1 protein-coding gene is annotated in these 23,566 nt (G+C 66.5%); it reads left to right on the top strand.

Features of this window, described 5'->3' with window-relative positions:
* The coding region (locus tag JZ791_RS37045; RefSeq protein WP_305802146.1) for an ADP-ribosyltransferase at nt 1-23,566 on the top strand (23,566 nt) is incomplete at both ends.

Raw genomic sequence — 23,566 nt, forward strand, 5'->3', positions numbered from 1 at the left:
CCCACGCGGTTTCCCCGCCCACACCCCGACGGACGACCACGCGACAACTCCCACCGCCCCTACGGAATCGCGTTCCGCCCACGGGGATGGCACCACCGCACACGCGATCGTCACGGACACACCGGAATCCACCGCGGCACAGCTCTCCGCTGAGGCACAGCTCTCCGCGGAGACCGCGACCGACTGCGTCACCGACACGGTGACCGCCATCGCGACCGACCTCCCCGGCGCCCCGATCCGGATACCGGCACAACCCACCGGCCTGGGCGGCCGGACGCGACCGGAGACCGAGCACGCCACCGGCGGCCGGCTTCTCGGCTACACCAGCCACAACCACATCGCCGCGGAACTGCTGCGCCTCGGCAACGGAGCCCAGGCGTTCGTCGTCGACGTCCACCGGACCCCCACCGACCGCGGCATCGGCGCCCACGCCTATCGCATGATCAACCGGGACGGCGCCGTCGTAATCCACGACACCGCGAACGACAGCCATACCCAACCCGGGCAGAACGACCCGGTCAGCGTCCACGCCGTCCTTTACGACCCCACCGGCGCCAGCGCCCACCCCGAGGACTCCGCTCGCGGCGACACCATCCCCGCATTCCCGGACGACATCCTCATCGGCGCATCCCCGAACCCCGAGCACTCGCGCGGAACCACACCCACCCAAGACGACAGCGACGAAGACGACGACGAAGAGGCCAGCGACGAAGAGGCCGATGACGAACGGTCGTCGGCCGACGAAGAGGCGCGGCGCACCGTCATCCTCCCCTCCGAATTCCCATCACAGCCCACCGCCGAGCACGACAGCGAGGAAGAGTTCGAAGACGGCGACGAGCAAGAACATGCCGGCGACCGACGTCCCAGCCTCGGCGAGCGGTTCCGGTGGTTCATCGACGAGGACGGCCGGCCCGGCTACTGGGAACCCGCCACCGATCTCTACTACGCCATCGGCCCCGATGGGCCCATCCACCCGAGCCCGATCAGCGATCGCGCGGCCTTCCGCGCCACCTACGAAAACACAACCCCGATCCGCGAAGACCCCCGCCCCGGCGCCTCCGGCGCCAGCCTGTCAGAGGGCAGCACAAGCGATCTGCCCGCCACCCAGCAGACGGATGACGATCCGCACCGGCTCCTGACCGAGGCGGCCGAGAGGTTCGGCGTCGGCGGTGAGCAATTCCCCGACAGTCCCGCGGCTCAGGAGTGGCTGATCCGGTTGAGCCGGTCGTTCGACTCCCTGGATATCTCCAGGGCCGAGAATTCGGGGCTGGCGGCGTTGCGGAATATTCCGAGGGCCGAGATCGAACGGCTGATCACCCAGGAGACAAGGGAGGACCCGGCCCCGCCCGAGGATTCGGCGGACATCCCGGCCATACAGGTCACCCGGGTGACCACGGATCCGGTCGAGGGTGCGACCCAGGTACAGCAGGAGGCGGGCCGGCTGCGGCACGAGCTGAACGAGGCATTCTTCCTTGCCCACCACGAGGATCTCAGCGATCTCAGCGATGACGAACTCAATGCCGAAGAGATATTTTTCTTCGACGCGGATGAGCAGCGGCCATACATCTACAACACGCGCACCGGGCAGTCTTATCCGGACCCGGCGTTCAAACGCGAGGATTCGGACGCGGGCGACCTGTCCTCCGACGATGAGGGCCTGCACCTCGACGCGTTGTACGGAGAAAGCGATGCACCCGCGGACTCCGCTGCGGAACAGGAAGTCACGGACCGCAAGTCCGATTCACCGGTAGGCAAGTCCGATTCGTCCGCACTCGAACCCAAATCGACTGGGCGCAAGTCCGATTCGGACGATCAGGAATCCCCGACACGCAAGACCGACCCGAAGATCGTGTCCAGACCCAGGGCGAGGTCCACCGCGTCCAGACTGTCCGACGCCGGACTGTCGGACTCCAGGCTGTCCGTGCGCTCCGAAAGGTCAAGGGCGAGTACGCCACCGGTGCTGGAGACGCAGCGAGACGAGGAGGAACATTCGGACCTGGATCCGGAATTCTTCGACGCCCCCGACGACCTGGCACTGTCGGACGAGTCGGAACCCCGGGACGATGTCGATCGCACCCGGTCGGGCAGCAAGTCCACCGTGTCCACAACCTCCTCGGCGAAGGGTTCACCGAAGCGCAAACAGCCATCCGGCGGTGTCGGCAGGCATTCCCGCGCGGGTAGCAAGTCCACGGTGTCCTCGGGCCGGCCGGAGGATTTCGGCCCGCCGGTGCGGGAATTCGGTAGTACGCGGCGTGCGGGCACGAAGGATCTACTGCATATCGAACCGATCCCGGAGTCGACGATCGACTGGCTGCGTGAGCAGGTGATCACCCGATTGGAAGGCACCCTGGGCCGGGACGCGAGATTCCGGGCACAGGTGAACAAGAAGCTGACCTCGCGGATGACCTCCGGTGAGTGGGCGGCGTTGTTGACCGAGTCCGGTCTCGCGCTGAATGTGAAGTACCGGGGGCGCCCATATCCGATCTCGCTGCGATTGAACCTGACCGATGTGCGGCGTCCGGCCGGTGATCCGATCATGAAGGTGGGTGGCGACCTGCCGGTGAGCCTGCAGCGGTGGTCGTACGGCACAGCCGAGGTGGGCGATACCGCGAGTGCACACGATCAACGGTCGGGGTCGTGGGGATATACCGGCGAGTGGGATGTGGACAGGGGCAAGTTCCTGACCGCCGGGCTGGCCGTGCAGGGCAATATCACCCATAACCAGCTCTCGACCGCGACCGCCGCGTTCGCCGCGGTGCAGTCGATCATCAAGAAACGCAGTACCGGTCCGTCGCTGCCGTTCGACTACCAGATGCAGTGGGAGATGCGGGTCAACCACAACGGTCTGGAGGATGCGCTCTCGGATCGGGTGCCGACGGACCGCTGGGAACGCATCGGCGGGTACACGCCGCCACCCGCGCCCGGTGAAACCGCCGAGCCGGATCGTCTGCGGGCGTGGTTCCCGAAGTACATGGCCGAGGCCGATCAGCTGCCGAAGGTCGTCGAGGGCGATCCGACGACGACTCCGCCGGGATTCCATAAGGATCCGAACAACAAGCAGCCGCATATCTCTCTGGAGGAGGTGCCGCTGCGGGGTTTCCTGGACATCCCGCACCACGATCGGATTTTCGCGGATCTGATGTCCGGGTTCCGGCGACGCCTCAGGGGCGTGTCCGAGGCGTCGGTGGACGCGTTGCGGGAGTTCATGAGCGAGGGCAATTTCCGGAGCAACATCCCGATGATGCACGGCGGCTCGGTGGCGTCCCCGACCATGTACACGAGTTCCGGAAAAGCCTTGGGGTACTTCAAGTTCGAGGTTCTCGATTTCCGCGGCGGCAAGGAACTCACCGGCCCCACCATGCGGTACGGCTCCAGGCTCGAGTCCAACGTGTTGCGGGCGTTGCGCACGGCGAACACCAGCACGATCACCAGCTCACTCGGCGGTTCCGGCGGGCCCACACTGGGTTTCGGCAAGGGCAAGTCCAACAAGGAGACCGGTTACTCACCCGTCGGCGGGTCGATCACCCCCATCAAGTTCGGAATGTCGCATCAGAGCAGCCATACGTTGAACTACGGCGGGCGCGCCTACACCTCGCGCGCCCTGCGCCTGGTCCATGATCTCCTGCACACCACACCCTCCATGACCATGCGCGTCACATTCGTGCGCCCCGACGGCCGGGCCGTCGGACCGCGAGCGAGGACACCGCTGGCGGGTGGGAAAGACTATCCGATCAACATGCTGGTGCCCCCGACCAGCGCCATGGGCCACAAACCCTCCGCGGACCCGAAGAATTACGAAAAACGGTATCTGCCCGCGGAATTGCTACATCTGACCGATCTCGGGTTGATGCCCACCCCCTTGCAGGTCAAGGTCCCCCCGGCGATGTTCGCCAGGCTCGAGCAGGTCCTGCAGGCTCGCGGCTTCTTCCCGCCCCAGCGCGATAAGCGCAGCATGCTGGACAGGTTGACCCAGGATGCCACCGACACCCAACGACTGAACAATGTCCGCAAGTTCGACCAGCTGCGCAGCCGGATGGGACTGATCGCGACCGCGGACGAGATGGCCCAGGGCGAGATCAGCGCCGATGGAACGATCACCGGCGGCACCGAGGTCACCTTCGTCAAGCCCACCCCGACCGGTACCGAGCGCATCACCATCAATCTCCTGGCTCTGCGCCGCTATGAGTCGAAAAAGGATCCGCACCAGGGTGTCAAGCACGACTGGGTGCTGCCGGAGATCCAGACGATGAACTACAGCGGCGTGGTCAATGCCGGCGGTGAGTCGGACTCGAACAGCCCGCGCCAGTGGAACCTCGGCACCAGCGGCTCGGTGACCAACCCGCTCGACAAGCCGAACAGCGAACCGCTGGCCCAGGTCAACCCCTCCTACACCTACTCCCGCAGCCACACCGAAACCGTCGAATACGACACCGGCTTCGGCGAGGAGAACTACACCTTCAGCCCCGGCGCGAAAAGCACTCAGCCCGGCAACCAGATCTTCAGCGTGCCGACCGAGTACTGGATGTCCATCAAGGACAGCCACCACACCAGTCCCGCCCCGCTACACGGTGAAGGCAGCTACCACCTGGCCGTGCCCACCTACCTCACCACTCTCGGCAAACCGGGCGAACCGGTACCCGAGACACCACCCCCGCCCAAACCCACCATCCGCGATTTCACCGACCGGGACCTGCGGCGCCTCACCGTGCCCACCGTGGATCACTCGCTGGTCGACGGGGTCCTGAAACTGCCGCAGTCCGCTGTGATCGGCCGGCACAACCCCAGCAAGACGTTGCTCGAGGTCGTCAACGACCTCATCCGCCGCGCCGAGCTGGAAGCCGCCGCCACCGTGAAGACCACCGGGACCGGAACCACCACGGGTGCGAAGACGACGCCTGCCGAGACCGGTGTGAAAGCCGGGACCAGCACGAAACCCGACGGCGATACCGATACACCGGCGACAACCGGTGCACCGGCGACACAGAAGCGGGGCGAATCATCCCACCGGCCCCGCAGGACCGGACTCACGATGCCCGGCAGCTTCACCGATGGCCAGGACAATCCCGAAGACTATTTCCGACCGGATGGCAAGCGGGACAAGTACGAACTGAAGACCCGCACGCGCCGCACGGGCGCGGCAGGGCCGAGCGCCCCCAAGATCAGGCTCATCGACCCCGAAGGGGCGGAGCAGGAGGTCGTCCTCCCTGGAGAGAGCCGCGGCCGGTCGCCGGAGAGCGGTCATTACTCCTCGGACGGCGGCCATGATTCGGCGTCGTCGGACCCCAGTATTCCCAGCGACCGGGCCAGTGGCGCGGATTCGGACACGCCGGCGTGGACGGAAATGGGCAAAGCTCTGGCGAAGGGCTCGGTGCACTGGGTGGTCGATCAGGCCACCGGCGTCGGCAAATGGGTCTGGCGTACCAACTTCGGTGAGCCGACCGCGAATCCGGAGTCGATGGGCCATTCGGTCGTGCACCACTCGCTGTCGACGCACCACATGACCTCCTATGCGCCGCTGATCTTCCGCGACTCCTACAAGTTCGAGGTCGAAACCCCCGGCTCGATCGCCGGCAGCGATTACAGCATCGAGATCAAGGGCTACCTCGACGACGTGGAGGTGCTGGACCCCGCGGCGATCGACACCGAGCACTGGCTGGAGTCGATCAATGCCTCCTCGTACACCGAGACCGATCAACAAGGCCACCAGACCAGCGTCACGGTGCAGGGCCAATACGGCGAGAACTCCGACCCCAACTTCAGACCGTCCGGCGCATACCAGCACAACAGGTCCACCGCGAGGCACGTCACCAACACCGATACCACCGACACCCTGCGGGTCACCTCCGACTACGGCGGCAACGTCCACCGGCTCCGCGCAAGCGGGCATTACCTGGTCACACTCAAGGTCGGTACCCGTAACATCGCCACCAGCGTGGTCCCCGCAAATATCGCCCGCGGCCTGCACCTGCAGGACAAGCGCTCCCGCATGGTCGACGTGCCGGATGCGATGGAGATCTTCCTGACCGACAACGACCTGCACGACAATCCCGAATTGATGGCCAAGGTCGAGCAGGCCTACGAGGAACGTGGCATCAACGCCCCGATCGCCCCCGAGCAACCCAAGAACCGCCGGCTGCCCAACGCGTTGTTCGACAAGAACGAGCCCAGCAAGAACAACCTTCTCGGTTTCGGCGCCGCGACCGAGGTCGAATTCGAGGGCGGCCGCAGCGCCTTCGACGACGCGGTGATCAGGGCGGTGGAGAGCATCGCTCCCGGTGCCACCGACGTCAAGTCGGCCAACTACCACCCCGGTCTGCTGCAGCGCATCAACCAGCAGACCACCAGCTTCGGCACACGCACCCTCCCCAATGCCGGCTCCGACGGCAAGGTCTCGATCCACTTCATCCATCGCCACCCGGTATGGGGTCCGCGCCTGGTCGAGATCAATGTCAACTCCCGTCCCCACCCCGACGTCGACCTGAAGGCTGTGCGCGGCAAAAACGTCCCGTCCACCGCCGCCTTGGACAACGTCTACGGCCACGCCCTGGGCACCGGCGCCGGCACCAGCCGCTCCCGCGCGCACGAGCTGACCTTCAGCCCCAGCTGGCAGGAAAACAAGGAACGCCCCGCACCGACCATCAACGTCCAGCGCACGGGCACCACCGCCGACGCCACCACCACCAGCAGCGACCGCCGCGCCTGGGAACGCAGCAACGACGGCGTCGAATTCGAGTTCCCCACCCAGCACACCGTCGAGGTCAACTGGCGCCCCTGGACCGAATCTCTGTCGACCTACCTGCTGCACAAGGTCGGCGACGGCCTGTCCCTGCCCGGAAAAGTCCTGCTGTGGGCCGGTCGGTACACGAAAATCCTGCCCCCGCTGGCCCCCGACGAGATCCCGGGCCGGCCCGTCCACTCCGAATCCGACACCCAGGACTCGCTGTCGCGCTTCCGTTTCCACAGCGCCGACACCCCTATCACGACCGATCCCGACGTCGACACCGATTCGGATACCGACACCGACGTCTTCGACCGCCCCGAGCGTCCCGGCGCGGACTCCGACAGCGAGTCCGAACCCGATCTCGAACCCGAGGCACAGGAGGAGCCCGGTCCTTCGCATACCACCCCGGGCACCTACGAGTCCGACCCCACCGTGCCCCTGCCTGCGGCCCCCGCCGGCGGTGACGCGATCGATATGCGCCCCGCCGGCCAACGACACGCGGAGAGCCTGCTCACCGGGCCGGTCTGGCGGCCCACCAGACCGATCGCGGTCTACGACTTCGACGGCCTGCCGGAAATCGGCAGGGCGCTGCTGGCCGTGAACCCCTCCCTGCGCGACAACGCGCAGACCCGCAGCTTCGAGGGTATGGGTGTGCGCCTGTCGACGCTGGCCCAGACCGGTGTGGATACTCCCCTGGGACCCGAGAGCACCGCCCCGTTCCTCAACCTCGACGACACCACCGACCTGCCCACCCCGCAGCGACATCCCAGGGGACGCCAGGTCACCGAAACATCGGTTCAGCTCACCCTGCACTCACCCCGCATCGAGGAAACCAGCAACACCACCGCCATCGACATCTTCGAATTCACCAACCGCAGCGTGCAAACCCACGCCGACAACACCATCGGCATCAACCCCACCTTCGGACTCAACTCCCCCTACAGTTCCAACGGCAACCACCGCGGCGGACCCACCTTCCCCCTCGGCGGCCAGGTCGCCGGCCAGGGCGGGACCACCGACTTCGCAAGCGTCGCACGCAACCTGCTGCGCTGGGGCACACCAGCACTCAACGCGGAGGGCCAGGGAGCTGTCGGGCACCGGGTCCGCGCCGTCGCCCTGCTGAAGATCACCGGCCCCAAGGGCACAGTCTGGGTCTCCTCCGACATCGTCCTGCGCACCACCCAGGACGACATCTCCAAGTCCCCGGACTTCCCCGCACCGCTGCTCCCCAAGCCGGACGGCGCCGAACCGGCCACCAAGCCCGGCCCGTCCACCTCGAAGAAACCGCCCGAACCGTCCGGGTCGAAGAAGCCCAAGCCGCAGGACGACACGGCAAAACCCAAGAAACCCGAGACGAGGGCCGAAAAGACCAAAGCCGAGGCGAAGGCCAAGGCGGATGCCAGGGCCAAAGCCAAAGCAGATGAGAAGGCCGACGCCGAGACAGCCAGAGCTGAAGCCGAAGCCAACGCTGAAGCACTGGAGAGATTGAAGGCTCGGGCAGCGGCCAGATCGAAGGCCAAAGCCAAAGCGGACACCGCGACGGCGGCAGCCAAAGCAAAGGCCGACGCCGGAGACGAGACCCAGGACGTCACGCCGAAGCCGAAGGCCGGTGCGGCGGACGATGAGCACTCGCCCGTGAGTTCGGTCGGATCCACCGGCACTGCCCGACGCGTACGCAAATCAGCGGGGACCACCGACACGACGAAACAGCCCGGGCAGCCGGTTCGGCGTACCTCACCCGCGAGTTCCGAAAGCTCCGTCGCCACTACCCGGTCGATATCCAAGGATCAACCCGAGAGCACGGCCGAGGAACTCCGCCGTACGCGGCAGGAATCCGCCGACGAGGAGCGAGTGGAGCAGTGGCGGAGAGACATGCTCGACGCTCTGCAGCGACCGGAGCGTGACCACGACTCGGACGACGAATCGGACCGCGACGAATCGGACGACGAAGGCTCGGACGACGAAGGCTCGGACGACGAAGGCTCGGACGACGAGGGCTCGGACGACGAGGGCTCGGACGAGGACGCACCCAAGGGCGCCTCCTCACCCACACGTTCCGAAGGGTCCACCGGCACCACCCGGCACGCACCGCCGTCCAAGCAGCCGGCACGGAGTTCCTCGCCCGCAAGGTCCGAAGGGTCCACCGGCACTACCCGGCACGCACCCGTGCGCCCCTCGGCCCAGACTTCCGGAGACCTGCAGTCGCGTCGATCCACCCAGTCCCTGCCCAACGCGCGGCATCGAGGCCCCCGATACGAATCCATGGGCAGCGTCACCCCGCCCGCGGGACACGTCTGGGAATCCATGACACCCAACGGTGACTGCTACTTCTACGCCCTCGAGCGCATCGCCCACCCGGACAACCCACCCGCCACGGTCGACGAACTCGACGATCGCATCCTCGACCTGCGCGCGGAAGTCGCCGAGGAATTCGCCGCCCGCTTCAACCACTATTTCGAACAGTTCCACCTGCTCATCACCTCCGCCGAACAATCGCTCGCCGCGATATTCGACTCCGAAGAGATCACCCCGGCCGCGGTACGCGGCAGTGGCCGGCTCCGAAAGATCTACGACCAGCGAATCGAAGCCGATCCAGCCCTCGCCCCAGTCCTCAACCTCGGAGAACTCGCTTCCCTGGTCGAAGCGCGCGACAGCGGCCAACTCCGAAACGTCTTCCACGACCAGGTTCTGGCCATACGGAACCTGGGAATCTGGGAAAACGCGATCAGCCACATCGTTCCCGAAGCCAGCGGACCTGTCCTGAACCGCCGAAACCTTGTACTCGCTCTGCAGACCAGCGGCCCCGGAGCAACCGGCCCCGCAATCCTCGGCCCGGACGCCGACGCGACGCCCGACGGCACCGTCCTGCTCGGCATGGAGCACTTCTACCTCGCCGTACCACGCATACACCCAGCGGCCAGAAACTGGAACGAACTCACCGATCTCCTGGGCCCCGACCCCATCCGGTACACCCGCCGGTCGCTCCCCCGCACCCCTGCCACCGTTGCCGGCATCATCGCCTTCGGCGACCGCACCGGCGCACGCTACATCTGGCTACCCGCGGACGACGACGATGCCTCCGGCGAACTGCGCGACACCAACGACAACCCCGTCGGCATCACCGTCAACCAACTCCTGTCCGACCCCGCCATCACCGACATCCGCATCCCCGACCCCGACCCGCAGACCACGCCTGATACACACCCCGCCGGCACAACGCCTCCCACGGGGCCGACGGGCACCTCCGGGACGACAGACACCACCGGAGTCGGCGGTCAGCAGCAGGACCCACGAACCGAACCCGCCGCGGACGACGACGATGCCGGCAGTGATGATTCCGGCGATTCCTCTTCGACCGTCATCGATGACACTCCGGCGAAACCCTACTTCCAGGAAACAGGCACCCAGGGCGATCAGTTCGGCACATTCGAACCCGAGGTTTTCCGACGCTCCCTCACCACCCTCCGGTACACCCCGGGCACCCGAGCCTATGGTTTCACCCCCGTTGGAATGTTCCGGATGACCGCGACCGCCGACGGATACGTCAGACATGACCTGTCCAACGGCCTGTCCGTCCGCAACGAATCGGACCAGACCCCGCAAGAAGTCCGAGAGTTCGTGGGAGATCTGGCCGAGAACTACGATCTCTCCTCGGTTCTGGTCCGCCTTCCCGGCTCCGACCGGCCCGGACCCGACCAGCAAACAACCAATACCGCTCTGGCCCGCCGACTACTGCAAGGCAATGACCTCGTCACCGGCACCCAATTCCGGTTCCCCGCCGGTCAGGCCAGAATGATGCCCGACGGCAATATCCAGTTCCGGGCGACGGGGCGCGAGGCACAGGACACGGTAACCCTCGACCGGACGGATTTCGCCAACCGCCTGACCCGGGGCGAAACCCCCTACACCGTCGAAATCGCCCACCCCGGCCCGCCTCACTGGCGCCGCCCGCATATCGCCGGCGAAGACCCGGTGATCACGACACTGGCCGGGGTACAAGAAACCAAACCCGGGCTGCTCCGCACCCACGTACTCGGCCGTCTCGAGACCGACCTGACCGCCCACACCCGCGCCACACTCGCGCCGGGCTCGAGCCAGTTCGTCGAACACATCAGCTCCGACGTCCTGGACGCCGCGGAATCCGTCCACCGCGCCGAAATCCACCAACTCCGCAATGCCCCCGAACCAGCCAGCGCCGCGAGCCTGCGCCAGCACAACGCCCAGTTCCGGAATACCCAATCCCAAAGGCGCGCCGACCAACTCCAGCGCCTGATCGACGCCCTACGCAACGAAACCACCATCGAAACCCACCTGTACGGCAACGACAACATCGACTTCACCCTCTTCGCCGCCGCACACATCACCGGAACCAATATCGTCCTGATGCAGGGCGACCGGATACGAGGCCAGATCCTGCCCAATCCCGGCCAACCGGTCCTGTTCCTGCGGCGCAACGACGACGGCAGCTACGACGTGGGAGTCGCCGACCCTGACAACGGTGGCGGCTTGTACCGGGGTTCGATACCCACACCCCCGCCCGCCACCACAGAACCCCGGCAGACAGCTACCGGCGACTCGGATGACGACCGAGACCCGACCCTCGACGATGACCCCGCACAGACCACCGCCGAGCCGCCCCCGGATCGCCCGGCCTCGCAGACATCCGGCTCCGACCGCCACGGCAGCACCGACGAGCCCCAGGCAGAGCCGCCCGCGGAGGAGCCCGGATTCCCACCGGACGCCCGCATCGGCGCGCCCCTGCGCGGCGAGCTCATCCGGCCGCTCAGAGCGGCGTTTGCCCGGCCGATGCGCCCCACATTCATCCGGCCCCCGCGTCCGGCAGGCGCGCGACCGCTGCGCGCCATATCCGATACGACACCATCCGAGCAGGGCCGCACCCGCCAGAGCCAGCCACGAACCGGCATCGGCGCCAGTGGAATCCGCGGCCCGCTCGGCGCCGCCGGCGCCAACAGGATCGGTGATGACGAGGTCGCGGACCTCTACACCCGCTACACCCTGGAAAACCCCGGCCACATCGAAGACGGCGTGCGCCACTTCGCCAACGACGAAGCGGCCGACACCTGGGCACACACCACCCTGCGCACCTGGCCCCAGCACCCCACCGACGTACACACCGCGTTCCGCATGTACGAATTCGCGTACATCGTCAACGGAGTCCTACGCGAGCGGCTATCCGACGAGGAACTCGGCAATCGCCTCGCGGCGCTGCGCGACTACTTCACCCTCACCACAGAACTGACCCGTCTGCACGGACACCTACCCCGGGTAGACGAACTATCCGGCCTGTACCAGCGACTCCGGACCGACAGCCGAGTCCCGGCCACCACGAGGAATCTCCTGCCGCTGCTGAACGACGTCCTGATCGATCCGCGCCCCGCGGCCCGCTGGGAATTCATCCGGAACGAAGCCGACTTCTACCATGACCTCGATCTCCTTTACCACACCCACCACTCCAGCGTGGATGTCGCGGCCATCCGCGAACAGATCGCCACGCTCGACGCCGCCACCGGGCATCCACTACGCCTGACCGAACCGGTGATGGCCCTGCGCAGCCTGAAAACGATCGACTTCCTGGCCACCGACGAATACGGCACCCCACTCGGCGACCTCGACCCCGAACATCTGCTCAACGTCCCCCAGCACGACCTCGGCTTCATGTCCGTCTCGATCCGCGCCACCAAACTCGAACTCGGCACCAGCACCCCCTACCTGCTGAAGCTGGCACTACCACCCGGCACCCGCGGCTTCTACCTCGGTCGCGACGGCACCTACTCACACCAGCAAGAACTCGTGCTCCCCCGTGATACCCGCTACCGGATCACCCGCATCACCCGCCAGGACGGCATCACCGTCTTGCACGCCACGGTCGACCTCCCTTCGGCACCCGCCGACCAGCAGGGACCGTCACAGACCGAAAGGCACGATCCGAGCACCCCGGAACGCGGCGCCGATCCTCATACCACGAGGCCGACCGACCTCGGCGACGGCACACACTCCCTGCGCTCGGCAGGTACGCGGACCGGAGCGAAGGCCGACGTGCCCGCCGACAGCCGACCGCAGGATGCCCCGGGCGCACGCCCGGCACTGTTCGGCAATGCCACCCCCCGCACACCGTCCCACTCCACTCTCGGCGACGGCTCCACCACACACACGATCCCCGCGAGCTCCGCACACCCCCGGACGCAGCAGACTGCCGATACCACCGCCAACTGTGTCGACCGCACCCTCACCGGCATCCATCGTGACTTCCCCGCCGCCGGGATCCGGATACCAGAAGAACCTGTGGGCCCCGACGGCCGATCGGGACAGGACACCGAACGAGCCCTCGGTGGCCGGACCAATGGCGGCCATCTCCTCAGCTACACCAGCCACGACCACATCGCCGCGGAACTCCGGCGCCTCGGCAACGGAGCCCAGGCCTTCGTCGTCGACATCCACCGCACCGCCAACGCCAACGGCATCGGCGCCCACGCCTACCGCATGATCGACCGCGGCGGCGCCATCGTCATCGAGGACGCCGCCGACCACAACCACATACACCCCGGACAATACGACCCCGCCGGCGTCTACGCCGTCCTGTTCGATCCCGCCACCGGCCGCATCACCCGCCCCACCGACACCGCCCGCGGCCGCAGCACCCCCGCCTTCCCGGACGACACCGGCATCGGCGCATCCACGAACCCGGTTCGAGCAGGCGACACGGTGCTTGGTCGAGACGACGACAGCGACGACGACGAGGGCGGCCAGAATCCGGATGACGGCGAGCACGCCCGTGACGACCGCTCGGACGAACCCATCGCCCCACACGAACGCGAGGACGAAGAAGATTCGGACGACGAGAGCGAGGAGGAGGGATCCGACCACGACGAACCACAACCCGCGATCCCCGCCGCCGCGATCCCCTCGACCCGCGACGAATCAGCCTCCGCCACAACACAACCCACCACCCAGCGCGACCACGAAGAAGAAGACAGCGACGACGACGCGACCGGCCGACGTCCAGGCGGCGAACAAGAGGACGACAACGAGGAGCTGAGCGACGAGATTCTCCGCGCCCTCCACGACACTGCGGACGAGGACAATGATCCCCGCCATTTCACTCACCCCACCAGTAACCGGACGTACATCTACGACCCGGCCACCCGGCGCGCCGCCCCCGTATCATCGTCCGAGCACGAATCCGGCGACGAGCTCGAGGAACAGGCCGCCTCCGACGACGACCTCTACGCCGACCCCCAAAGCCCTACCGTAGCCGCACAAATCCCGGACATCCCCCAGATCGTCATCATCCCGCCCCATGATGAGGCCCGACCCACGGCACCGATCGCCGTGGCCGGGCAATCCCCTGAGACTCCCCATCGTGAGCCGGTTCGGGACGAGGCCTATTTCCGCGGCCACCGCGACGAACTCGGCGAACAGCGACAGCGCTACGTCGACGCGGAGGGACTGCCCTACATCTACGACCCGGTGACCGACGAGTCCTCCCCAGATCCGGCGTCTCTGCGCCGGGACCAGGATTCGGACAGCGAGGAGCACGCCGACGACGAGGCGGAGGCGCAGTGGGTCGACCCGAATGCGCCGCACAGCGACGATTCCGACCAGGTGGCGGAGGGTATCGGTCTGCTGAAGGACAGCGATGCCGACTCCCCCGCACTCGGGGCTGTTACGCCCAAGCGTGCGTCCGACCAGGAGACCGCACGCAGGCGCAGGGCCGGGTCTACGACATCGAGGCTGTCCGACACGGGCCCCCTGGCGGGCAACAGGTCCCGATCCGGGTCGGTGGCATCCAGGTTGTCCGTCGAGTCCATACGAACCACGCAGACCAGACGAACCACGGGCACCAGACGTACCGATGTGTCCGGGGAGAGCACGCAGGCGCCCATCCTGGAGACCCAGCTGACAGATGACGAACGCACATCGAGGGAACTATCGAGGGACACCGAGTCCGAGCACTTCGAGACCGCCGACGAGGACTTCGAAGCCCCCCGGGAGCCGGCAGGTACCTCCTCCGCAACGTCCTCGAAGAGCGCTTCACCGAAGCGGAAGTCGCGGACCGGCAGCACGGACAGCAAATCCAGCACGACATCGTCGCCGAAGCGCAAGTCGGGCAGTCATGCCCGGACGCCCAGTAAGTCGACCGTCTCCTCGGGAACACCGGCGGATTTCACTCCCACGGTCCGCGAATTCGGCACCAACCATTCGGGCACCAAGGAACTGCTGCATGTCGAGCCGATTCCGGCGTCGGCGATCCGATGGCTGCGCAAACAGGTCATCGCCACGGTGGAGCGCGACGGCGGCCCGGATCGGAAGTTCCAGGCCCAGGTCAACAAGAAACTCAGCTCTCGTCTGACCACGGCCGAGATGGCCTCGCTGCTGAGCGAGTCGGGCCTTCCCTTGAACGTGAAGTACAAGGGGCGGCCCTATCCGATCTCGATCCGCCTGAATCTCAGCGACCCACGCCAGCCGGCCGATCCCATCGCCCGGGTGGGCAACGACATACCGGTCAGCCTCCAGCGCTGGTCGTACGGAAGCTCCGAACTCGGCGACACCACCAGCGCCCACAACCAGCGGTCCTTCTCGTATGCGCATCCGCTGACATGGGATGTGGACAAAGGCAAGTTGGTGTCGGCGGGTGTCACACCGCAGTTCAACTGGACAAGCAATCAACTGTCGACCACGACGGGTGTTTCCCGCGTGACGCAGTCGATCATCAAGAAACGCAGTACGGGCTCCTCGGTTCCCTACGACTACCAGATGGACTTCGAGCTGCGCCTCAACCCCCGCGGCATACCCGATGTGCTGTCGCCTGCCATACCCAAGACCGGCTGGGTACCCACCGGCGGATATCCCCCGTATTATGCGCCCGGCGACGACAACACCGAGCCGGACCGCATGCGGGTCTGGTACCCGAAATATATGACCGGGGAGCAGCCGAGGGTCGAACCCGAAGATCCGGCGGATGAAATTCCCCCGCGATTCCACCGCGACCCCGCCAACCCGCAGCGAAACAGCGACCGGCAAGAAATCCCCTCCCTGGAGGAATTCCCCCTCAAAGGCGTGCTGGACATCCCGAACCCCGACCAGATCCTGGCTGATGTAATGGCCGGATTCGGCGACAGGATCACAGGTATCTCCGAAACCTCCGTCCAATCGCTGCGTGAGTTCATCGGCGAGGGCAACCTCCGCAGCAACATCCCCCTGATGGACGGCGGCTCGGCGGCTTCCCCCACCTTGCACGACAACTCCGGAAAGGCACTGGGATTTTTCGCGTTCGAGGTCCTGGACTTCAACGGCGGCGCCGAACTCACCGGCCCTGTCCTGAAGAACGGCTCGCGGCTCGAATCCAACGTGCTGCGGGCACAACGCACCCAGAACACCAGCACCATCACCAGTTCGCTCGGCGGCTCCGTCGCGGCCACACTGGGGTTCGCCAAAGGCCCCGCCGACCCGATCACCGGATACTCACCCGCCGGCGGGACGATCACCCCCATCAAAGTCGGTGCCTCCCACCAGAACACGCATACCCTCAACTACGGCGGCATGGCCTATACCTCCCGCACTCTGCGCCTGGTCAACGACCTGCTGCACACCAGCCCGACGATGACCCTCCGGGTGACATTCGTCCGCCCCGACGGCCGCCCCGTCGAACCCACACCCGGCACACCGCTGGACGGCGGGAAAGACTATCCGGTAAACATGCTGGTGCCCCCGCTGAGCGCCATGGGCCACGCACCGAGCTACGACGAACAACGTTATCTGGACCCGGTGACGCTTCACCTGAGGGACCTCGGGCTGACCGTCACCCCGACCCGGATCGACATCCCGCCCAGCCTGTTCACCCCACTCGAACGACGCCTGCGGGACCGTGGGTTCCTCCCGCCCGACGAGCCAACCCCCAGTACGTGGGACAAACTGACCCAGGACGCCACCGACGAGCAACGCTTGAACAACGTCCGCAAACTCGACGACCTGCTCACCCAGCTCAGTCAATTGGGCAAATCGAAGGAAATGCTCAGGGAAGGCGCCCTGACCACCTTCCTGAAACCGACTCCTACCGGCACCGAACGCATCGCCGTCAAACTCTTCGCCAGACGTCACTACGACTCGCAAGAGGATGCGAAGAACGATCCGCACAAGGGCGTGTCCCACCGCTGGGTGAACAAGAAGGCCCAGACGATGAACTACACCGGCGCCGTCATGCCCGGCGGGGTGTCGTCCTCCAAGACACCGTTCAACTGGAATATCGGCGCCGGCGCCTCGGCGACCAATCCGTTGAGCGCTCCACACAGCGAAAAGCTGGCGAGCATATCCGCGTCGCATACCTATTCGCAGGGCAACACCGAGTCCGAGGAATACGATCTGGGCTTCGGCGAGGAGAACTACACCTTCAGCCCCGGGCCGAGCAGCTCCCAGCCCGGCATCCAGATCTTCTCCCTGCCCACCGACTACATGCTGGAAATCAGCGACAGTCACGACGACGACCTGCCACCCAGCCACGCCCAGGGCCACTATCACCTGGCCGTCCCCACCTACCTCACCACCACCGAAAAACACAACACACCACCCCCACCGGAGCCCACCACCCGCACCATCGCGGACCCGACCGATGCTATAGATCCCGACGTGCAGCGCCTGGCCCTGCCCTCCTTCGGCCGCTCGCTCGAAAACGGGATCCCCAAGGTTCCGCGCACCGCCGTCTTCGCCCGCCACGACACCAGCAAAGCGGTAATCGACGTCGTCACCGACCTCATCCACGAAACCGAAGTCGAAGCCGCTCTCAGTAGGAAGCCGGTCCCGAAGGCCCCCGGAGCCTGGCCCGACAACGAGTCGACCGACACGGAGCCGGAGACGGACGACGTGCCGGCGATAGACGAACCGGGCGAGTCGTTCGCCCTGTCTCGCTGGAAAGCCGCATGGTCGAAAGCCACGCCGCGGCAGGAGCCGACCACGTCGGTTCCGGCGGAATCATCTCGCCGGAACGACCTGAGCGCACTCGAACCCCCGGCTCCCCCCGAGATCTTCCTCACCGATCCTGAGGAGCACAGAGAGCACATCGGCGCACCGAACGTCCCCGTCAGCAACCAGGCCAGCGACGGCGGCTCGGTAGCACCCACGCGGACGGACAAGGCCAAGGCCGCGGCGAAGGGCACGGCCCAATGGGTAAGTGACAAGGCCACCGGCGTCGGTAAGTGGGTCTGGCGCACCGGCTTCGGCGAATCGGCCACGCATCCCGCATCGATGGCCCACTCCGTCGTACATGCCTCCCTATCTTCTCACCACATGACCTCCTACGCGCCGCTGATCTTCCGCGACAACTACACGTTCGAGGTAGAAACCCCCGGCTCGGTCGCGGGCACCGACTACACCGTCAAGGTTCAGGGCTACCTCGACAATCTGAGGGTTCTGGATCCCGTGCCGATCGACACCGAGCATTGGCTCGAATCCATCAACACCTCCTCGAAGACCGAGACGAAACAGCACAGCAACCAGACCAGCGCCAGCGTGGCCGGCCGCTACGGTGAGACAACCGACCCCAACTTCACCCCGACCGGCACCTACCAGCACACCAGAACCACCGCCGAACACGTCACCGCCAGCGATGGAACCGACACCCTGCGAGTCACCTCCGACTACGGCGGCATCGTCCACCGGATCTCCGCGGACGCCCATGAGCTGGTCACGCTCACGACCGGTACTCGCAACTGGCTCAGCGGTGTGGCCCTGCGCGGCCCCCGCAGCACCCGCTCTCGCATGATCGACGCGCCGGACGCGGTCGAGTTCTACCTGACCGACAACGATCTGCACGCCAATCCCGAACTGATGGCCCTGGTCGAACAGGCATACGAGGACCGCGCGGACGACTACCGCGAACGCGGCATCACCGCCGCCATCGCCGAAGAACTCCCCGCGGATCGCAAACTACCCGCCGGATTCGCCGGTAAGAAGAAGACCGCCGACAAGAAAGACTCGGACGAGAAGAAGAAGCCGACCGGTAAGACGGACAAGCAGAAGTCAGCCGGCAAGAAGGACTCCACGAGCAAGAAGAAGTCCGACGAGAAGCCCAGCAAGAACAGACCCGCCGACGAGGACAACGTGCTCGATTTCGGCGGTGCGACGGACGTCGACTTCGAGGGCGGCCGCAGCGCCTTCGAGAACGCCACGGTCGCGGTCGTGGAGCAGGTAGCCCCCGGCGCCACCGACCCCGGGTCGAACAATCACCACCCCGGCCTGCTGCACCGCATCAACCAGCAGACCACAAGCTTCGGCACCCGCACCCTCCCCAATGTCGGCTCCGCGGGCTACGTCCCCATCCACTTCATCGACCGCCATCCACTCCTCGGCACACGCCTGGTCGAGGTCAGCTTCAATGTCCGCCCCCACCCCGACGAAGATCTCGACGCGGTACGCGGCAAGCGAGTCCCGGCCACCGCCGCCCTGGACAACGTGTACGGTCACGCCCGCGCCGACGGCAATTCGCTGCTCGAGCCGGGCGCCACCAGCATCGGCACCAGCCGATCCCGCGCGCACCAGGTCACCTTCAGCCCCACCGGACAGCTCAACAAGGTTCGCCCCGTACCCACGATCGGCATCGCGCGCCAGGGCAACCAGAGCGAGGTCGTCAACTCCAGCCGCGCGGATCGCGCGTGGCAACGCAGCAACGACGGCGTCGAATTCAAGGTCCGCACCCTGCACACCGTCACCGTCACCTACCGGCCCTGGACCGACTCACTGTCCACATACGTACTGGGCAAGGTCGGCGACGGCCTCAACGCGGCCGGCAAACTTCTGCTGCAGGCCGGACGGTACATGGAGGTCCTCCCGCCACTGGACCCCAACGACATTCCGGAACCGGTCGCCCACTCCGATGCGGTCACCCTGGGCTCCGTCAGCTATTACCGTTTCCACAGCTCCGACACCCCGCTGGACGCCGGGGTCGAGTCCGATCCGGGTCCTTCCCGCACCACACCGGCCATCTACGAGCACGACCCCACCGTCCCCTACAGCCCCCCTGAGGGCAGCAGCTCCATCGATATGAGACCGGCCCACGAGAGAGCCGCCGCAGGACACAGAGAGCAACTGCTCAACGGGCCGCACTGGCAACCCACCAGGCCGATCGCCATCTCCAAGTTCGATGGCCTATCGGAATTCGGCAGGGCATTGCTGGCCGTCGACCCCAAGCAGCGCACCAACCTGCAAACTCGCGGCGCCGAAGGCATGCTCATCCGCCTGACAACCCTGGCCGAGAGCGCCACCGACGCCCCCCTGGCGCCCGCGAGCAGCGCCCCCTTCCTGAACCTCGACGACATCGGCGCCCTGCCCACCCCGCAACCACACCCCGCAGGCCAGAGAGTCACCGAAACCTCGGTCGAGATCACCCTGCTCTCCAACCGCAAGTGGAAAACCAGCTCCACCCGTGCCATCGACCGCTTCGAGTTCTCCAACTACAGCTACCAGGCCCACGCCGACAACACCCTCGGCACCATCGCAAGCTTCGGGCTCAACTGGCCCTACAGCAAGGAAGGCGACAACCGCGGCAACCCCACCATCCCCCTCGGCGGTGAGGTCGCCGGCTACGGCGGGACCGGCGGCGTCACCAGTATCCGGCGCAACCTGCTGCGCTGGGGTACACCCGCATTGAACACCGACGGCTTCGGCGCGATCGGACACAGCGTGCGCGCGGTCGCGCTCGTCAAGGTCACCGGCCCCAAGGGCACCGTCTGGGTCACCGGCGACATCGACTTCCGCACCACCCAGGACGACCTGCCCGACGCTCCCGACTTCCCCGCGCCCCTGCCCGCTGGAACAACCGGAACCGCACCCGAGACCGATCCCGTCAAGCCCAAGGGAACGACACCCGAACCGAAAGAAACGCCCAAACCAGACACCAAGAAGAAAGAAACAGATACCGAATCAACTAAATCCGAGAAAACCGGCACCAAGAAGACTGACACGAAGAAAACCGGCACCGGACAAACCGAGATCGATACGGCGAAACAAAAAGTGCGCGCCGGGCACGGACCCAGATCGGCCACCATCGGCGGCATCGCCGCACCGGAAGGGCATGTCTGGGAGTCCATGCTCGATGACGGGGACTGCTTCTTCTACGCCCTCGAACGCATCGTCTGGGCAAGCGAACCGGCCGGCTCACAGTCCGAACTGGACCGGCGGATAGATTTCCTGCGCGAACAAGTCGCCGACGAGATGCGCGACAACGCCGACGAATACTTCAGAGGGTTCGCCGCCGTCCTGTCCGCCGCCGAAGTGCCCGGCGCCACGGACCTCGAACGCGGCGAATTGCGATCCCTGATCCGCTCGAGGAACCGAATCATGCTCCGGGAGCGGTTCAACGAGCAGGTCGAGCAGATAACCAGACGACGAATATGGCGAACCGCAATCAGCCACCTGGTGCCTCGAGCCGCCGGGGCCGTAGTCGCCCGGCAGGGGCTTCTGCTGCGCGTGCAGATGCCGGAATACAGGGAGACCGCCGGAGTGATCCTCGGCGAGGACCCCAACACCGCCCGCGACACCCGCACACCCCACGCCACCGTCCTGGTCCACGGACCGACCCACCACGAGCACTACTACCTCGCTGTCCCCACCACCGGCCACCAGATACCCGGCCCGGCGATCCGCCCACCCGCCGCCACCGCACAGCCACAAACACCCGCACCCGCCAGAAGCTGGAACGAGTTCAACGACCTGCTCGGCCCGAACCCCCGAGAACACACCCCCACCTCGTTCGCCAAACTCCCCGCCCACGGTACCGACGTCGTGGTGCTCGGCGACCAAGCCAACGCACGATACTTCTGGTGGCCACCCGACGGCCCCTACAACGGCGAAATGCACAACGCCGCCAACGCACGCGTCAACAGAACCCTCGACGAGGTCCTGGCCGATCCCACCATCACCGTCGTGCGCACACCTTCCCGATCCGGACAACCCGCCGCCGTCTCGGCAACCGACGGCACCACACGGCCCCCATCACCACCTCACGACAAACCCACCGACGGCAAACCTCCTGACGGCACCGAACCCCCGCAGCGCGAAGACAAGCCAGCGGATACATCGCCCGACACAGCCCTCCCGAGTGCGTCGGACGATGGCCCGGCAGTGCCCTACTTCCGGGAGGCCGGTCCACGCGGCGACATGTTCGAGACATTCGAACCCGAGGATTTCCAGCAGGCCTTCGCGACCACCGACGACGCACACGGCAGCCGGATCTACGGTTTCGGACGGCGTGCAATGTTCCGGATGACCGCGACCGAGGCGGGGTATGTCAGGCGGGACCAGTCGACCGATATGACCATCCACGACAGTCCTGTGCAGACCCCGCAGGCGGCCCGAGATTTCGTGGGATCACTTGTCCGGAACCAGCACATCGGCATGCTCGTGGTCCGATCCCGGGGGCCGGGCAGTCCCGGTCTGCTCACGCGGTTGTCCAACTCCGATCTCGCACAACGGCTACGACAAGTCAACGACTTCCTCACCGGCACCGAATTCCGGGCCGCCAGTGGTGTGGCCAGAATGCTCCCGAGCGGCGACATCGAGATCCGTCCGCCGGGTGGCACGCCGGCCCAGCCCGTCACCATCAGCAGGGCGGACTTCGCGAACCGCCTGGCCGGGCCCGGCCGGACCTACCCCGTCGATATCGCCCGCCCCGCCCCGTCCCATTGGCGCCGCGTCCACGGCGCCGACCAGGAGCCGGTCATTACGACGCTGGCCGCCGTCCACGCCAGCCGGCCCGACCAGCTCGACACCGTAGCCACCCAGCTTCGCAACAACGTGGCGGCGAGCCTCGAGCGCGAACTGGACGCCCATCGCCGATCACCCGGTAGCAGCCAGTTCATCGAACACCTCAGCTCCGACGTCCTCGAGGCCGCCCAGGCGGCTCAGCGAGCAAGAATCCACCAGCTGCGGCAGGATCCCGAGGCCGACGAGACCGACCTGTTCGACGCCGCCACCGAATTCCGCGCCACGACGGCCCGCATGCGGGCCAATCAGGTTCAGCAGGTAATCACCGCGCTGCGCGCCGGCAACACCACCGACAGCCACGTGCACGGACACGACGACATCGACTTCACCCTGTTCGCCGCCGCATATCTCACCCGGACCAACGTCGTCGTCATGCACGGCGACACGGTGCTGGACCAGTTCCTCCCCGCTCCCGGGCGGCCGGTCGTATTCCTGAGACGTAACGACGACGGCAGCTACGACATCGGAACCACACCCGGGGGCGGCTGGTACCTGAGCTCGATACCCACCGCGCAAGCACCCGCCACCACCGAAGCCCAGCAACCGCCCCCACAGACCCGAACAGCACCGCACACCATCACAGCACCGCCGACCACGGACACCGACCAACCCACACAGCCCGCGCCCGCGTCATCCGAGGATCGCCACGAAGGTTCGGAGGACGAGGATCAAAGCTCCGACGACGAGGACGACGAACCCTCCGAGGACGAGGACGGGGGCGCCGACAACGAGGACGAATCCTCCGACGACGAAGACGAATCCTCGGACGACGAAGACGCAACCTCACCACCGCAACACCCCCGACCCAGCAGGCCGGGCACCAGCGCGGAACAGCAGCACCAGCGCCCGAGAATGCGCCCGCAAGAGCCCACGCCCCCGGGCTCCGGAACCTTCACGCGGCGTCCAGCCGAGCGCCCGCCGAGCGCCGACCGCGGCTCGGCCGCCGAAATCGACAGCCGGCCCCACGCCACCGCGGCTCACCTGGAGACCGAAGGTCAGAACACCACCGTCCCGAGCGCCGACGGCTCGCCCACGCCGCTGCGGCCCTCCACTTCCCACCCGGAGACCCTC

It is taken from the genome of Nocardia alni (assembly GCF_019038435.1).
Taxonomy (GTDB): domain Bacteria; phylum Actinomycetota; class Actinomycetes; order Mycobacteriales; family Mycobacteriaceae; genus Nocardia; species Nocardia alni.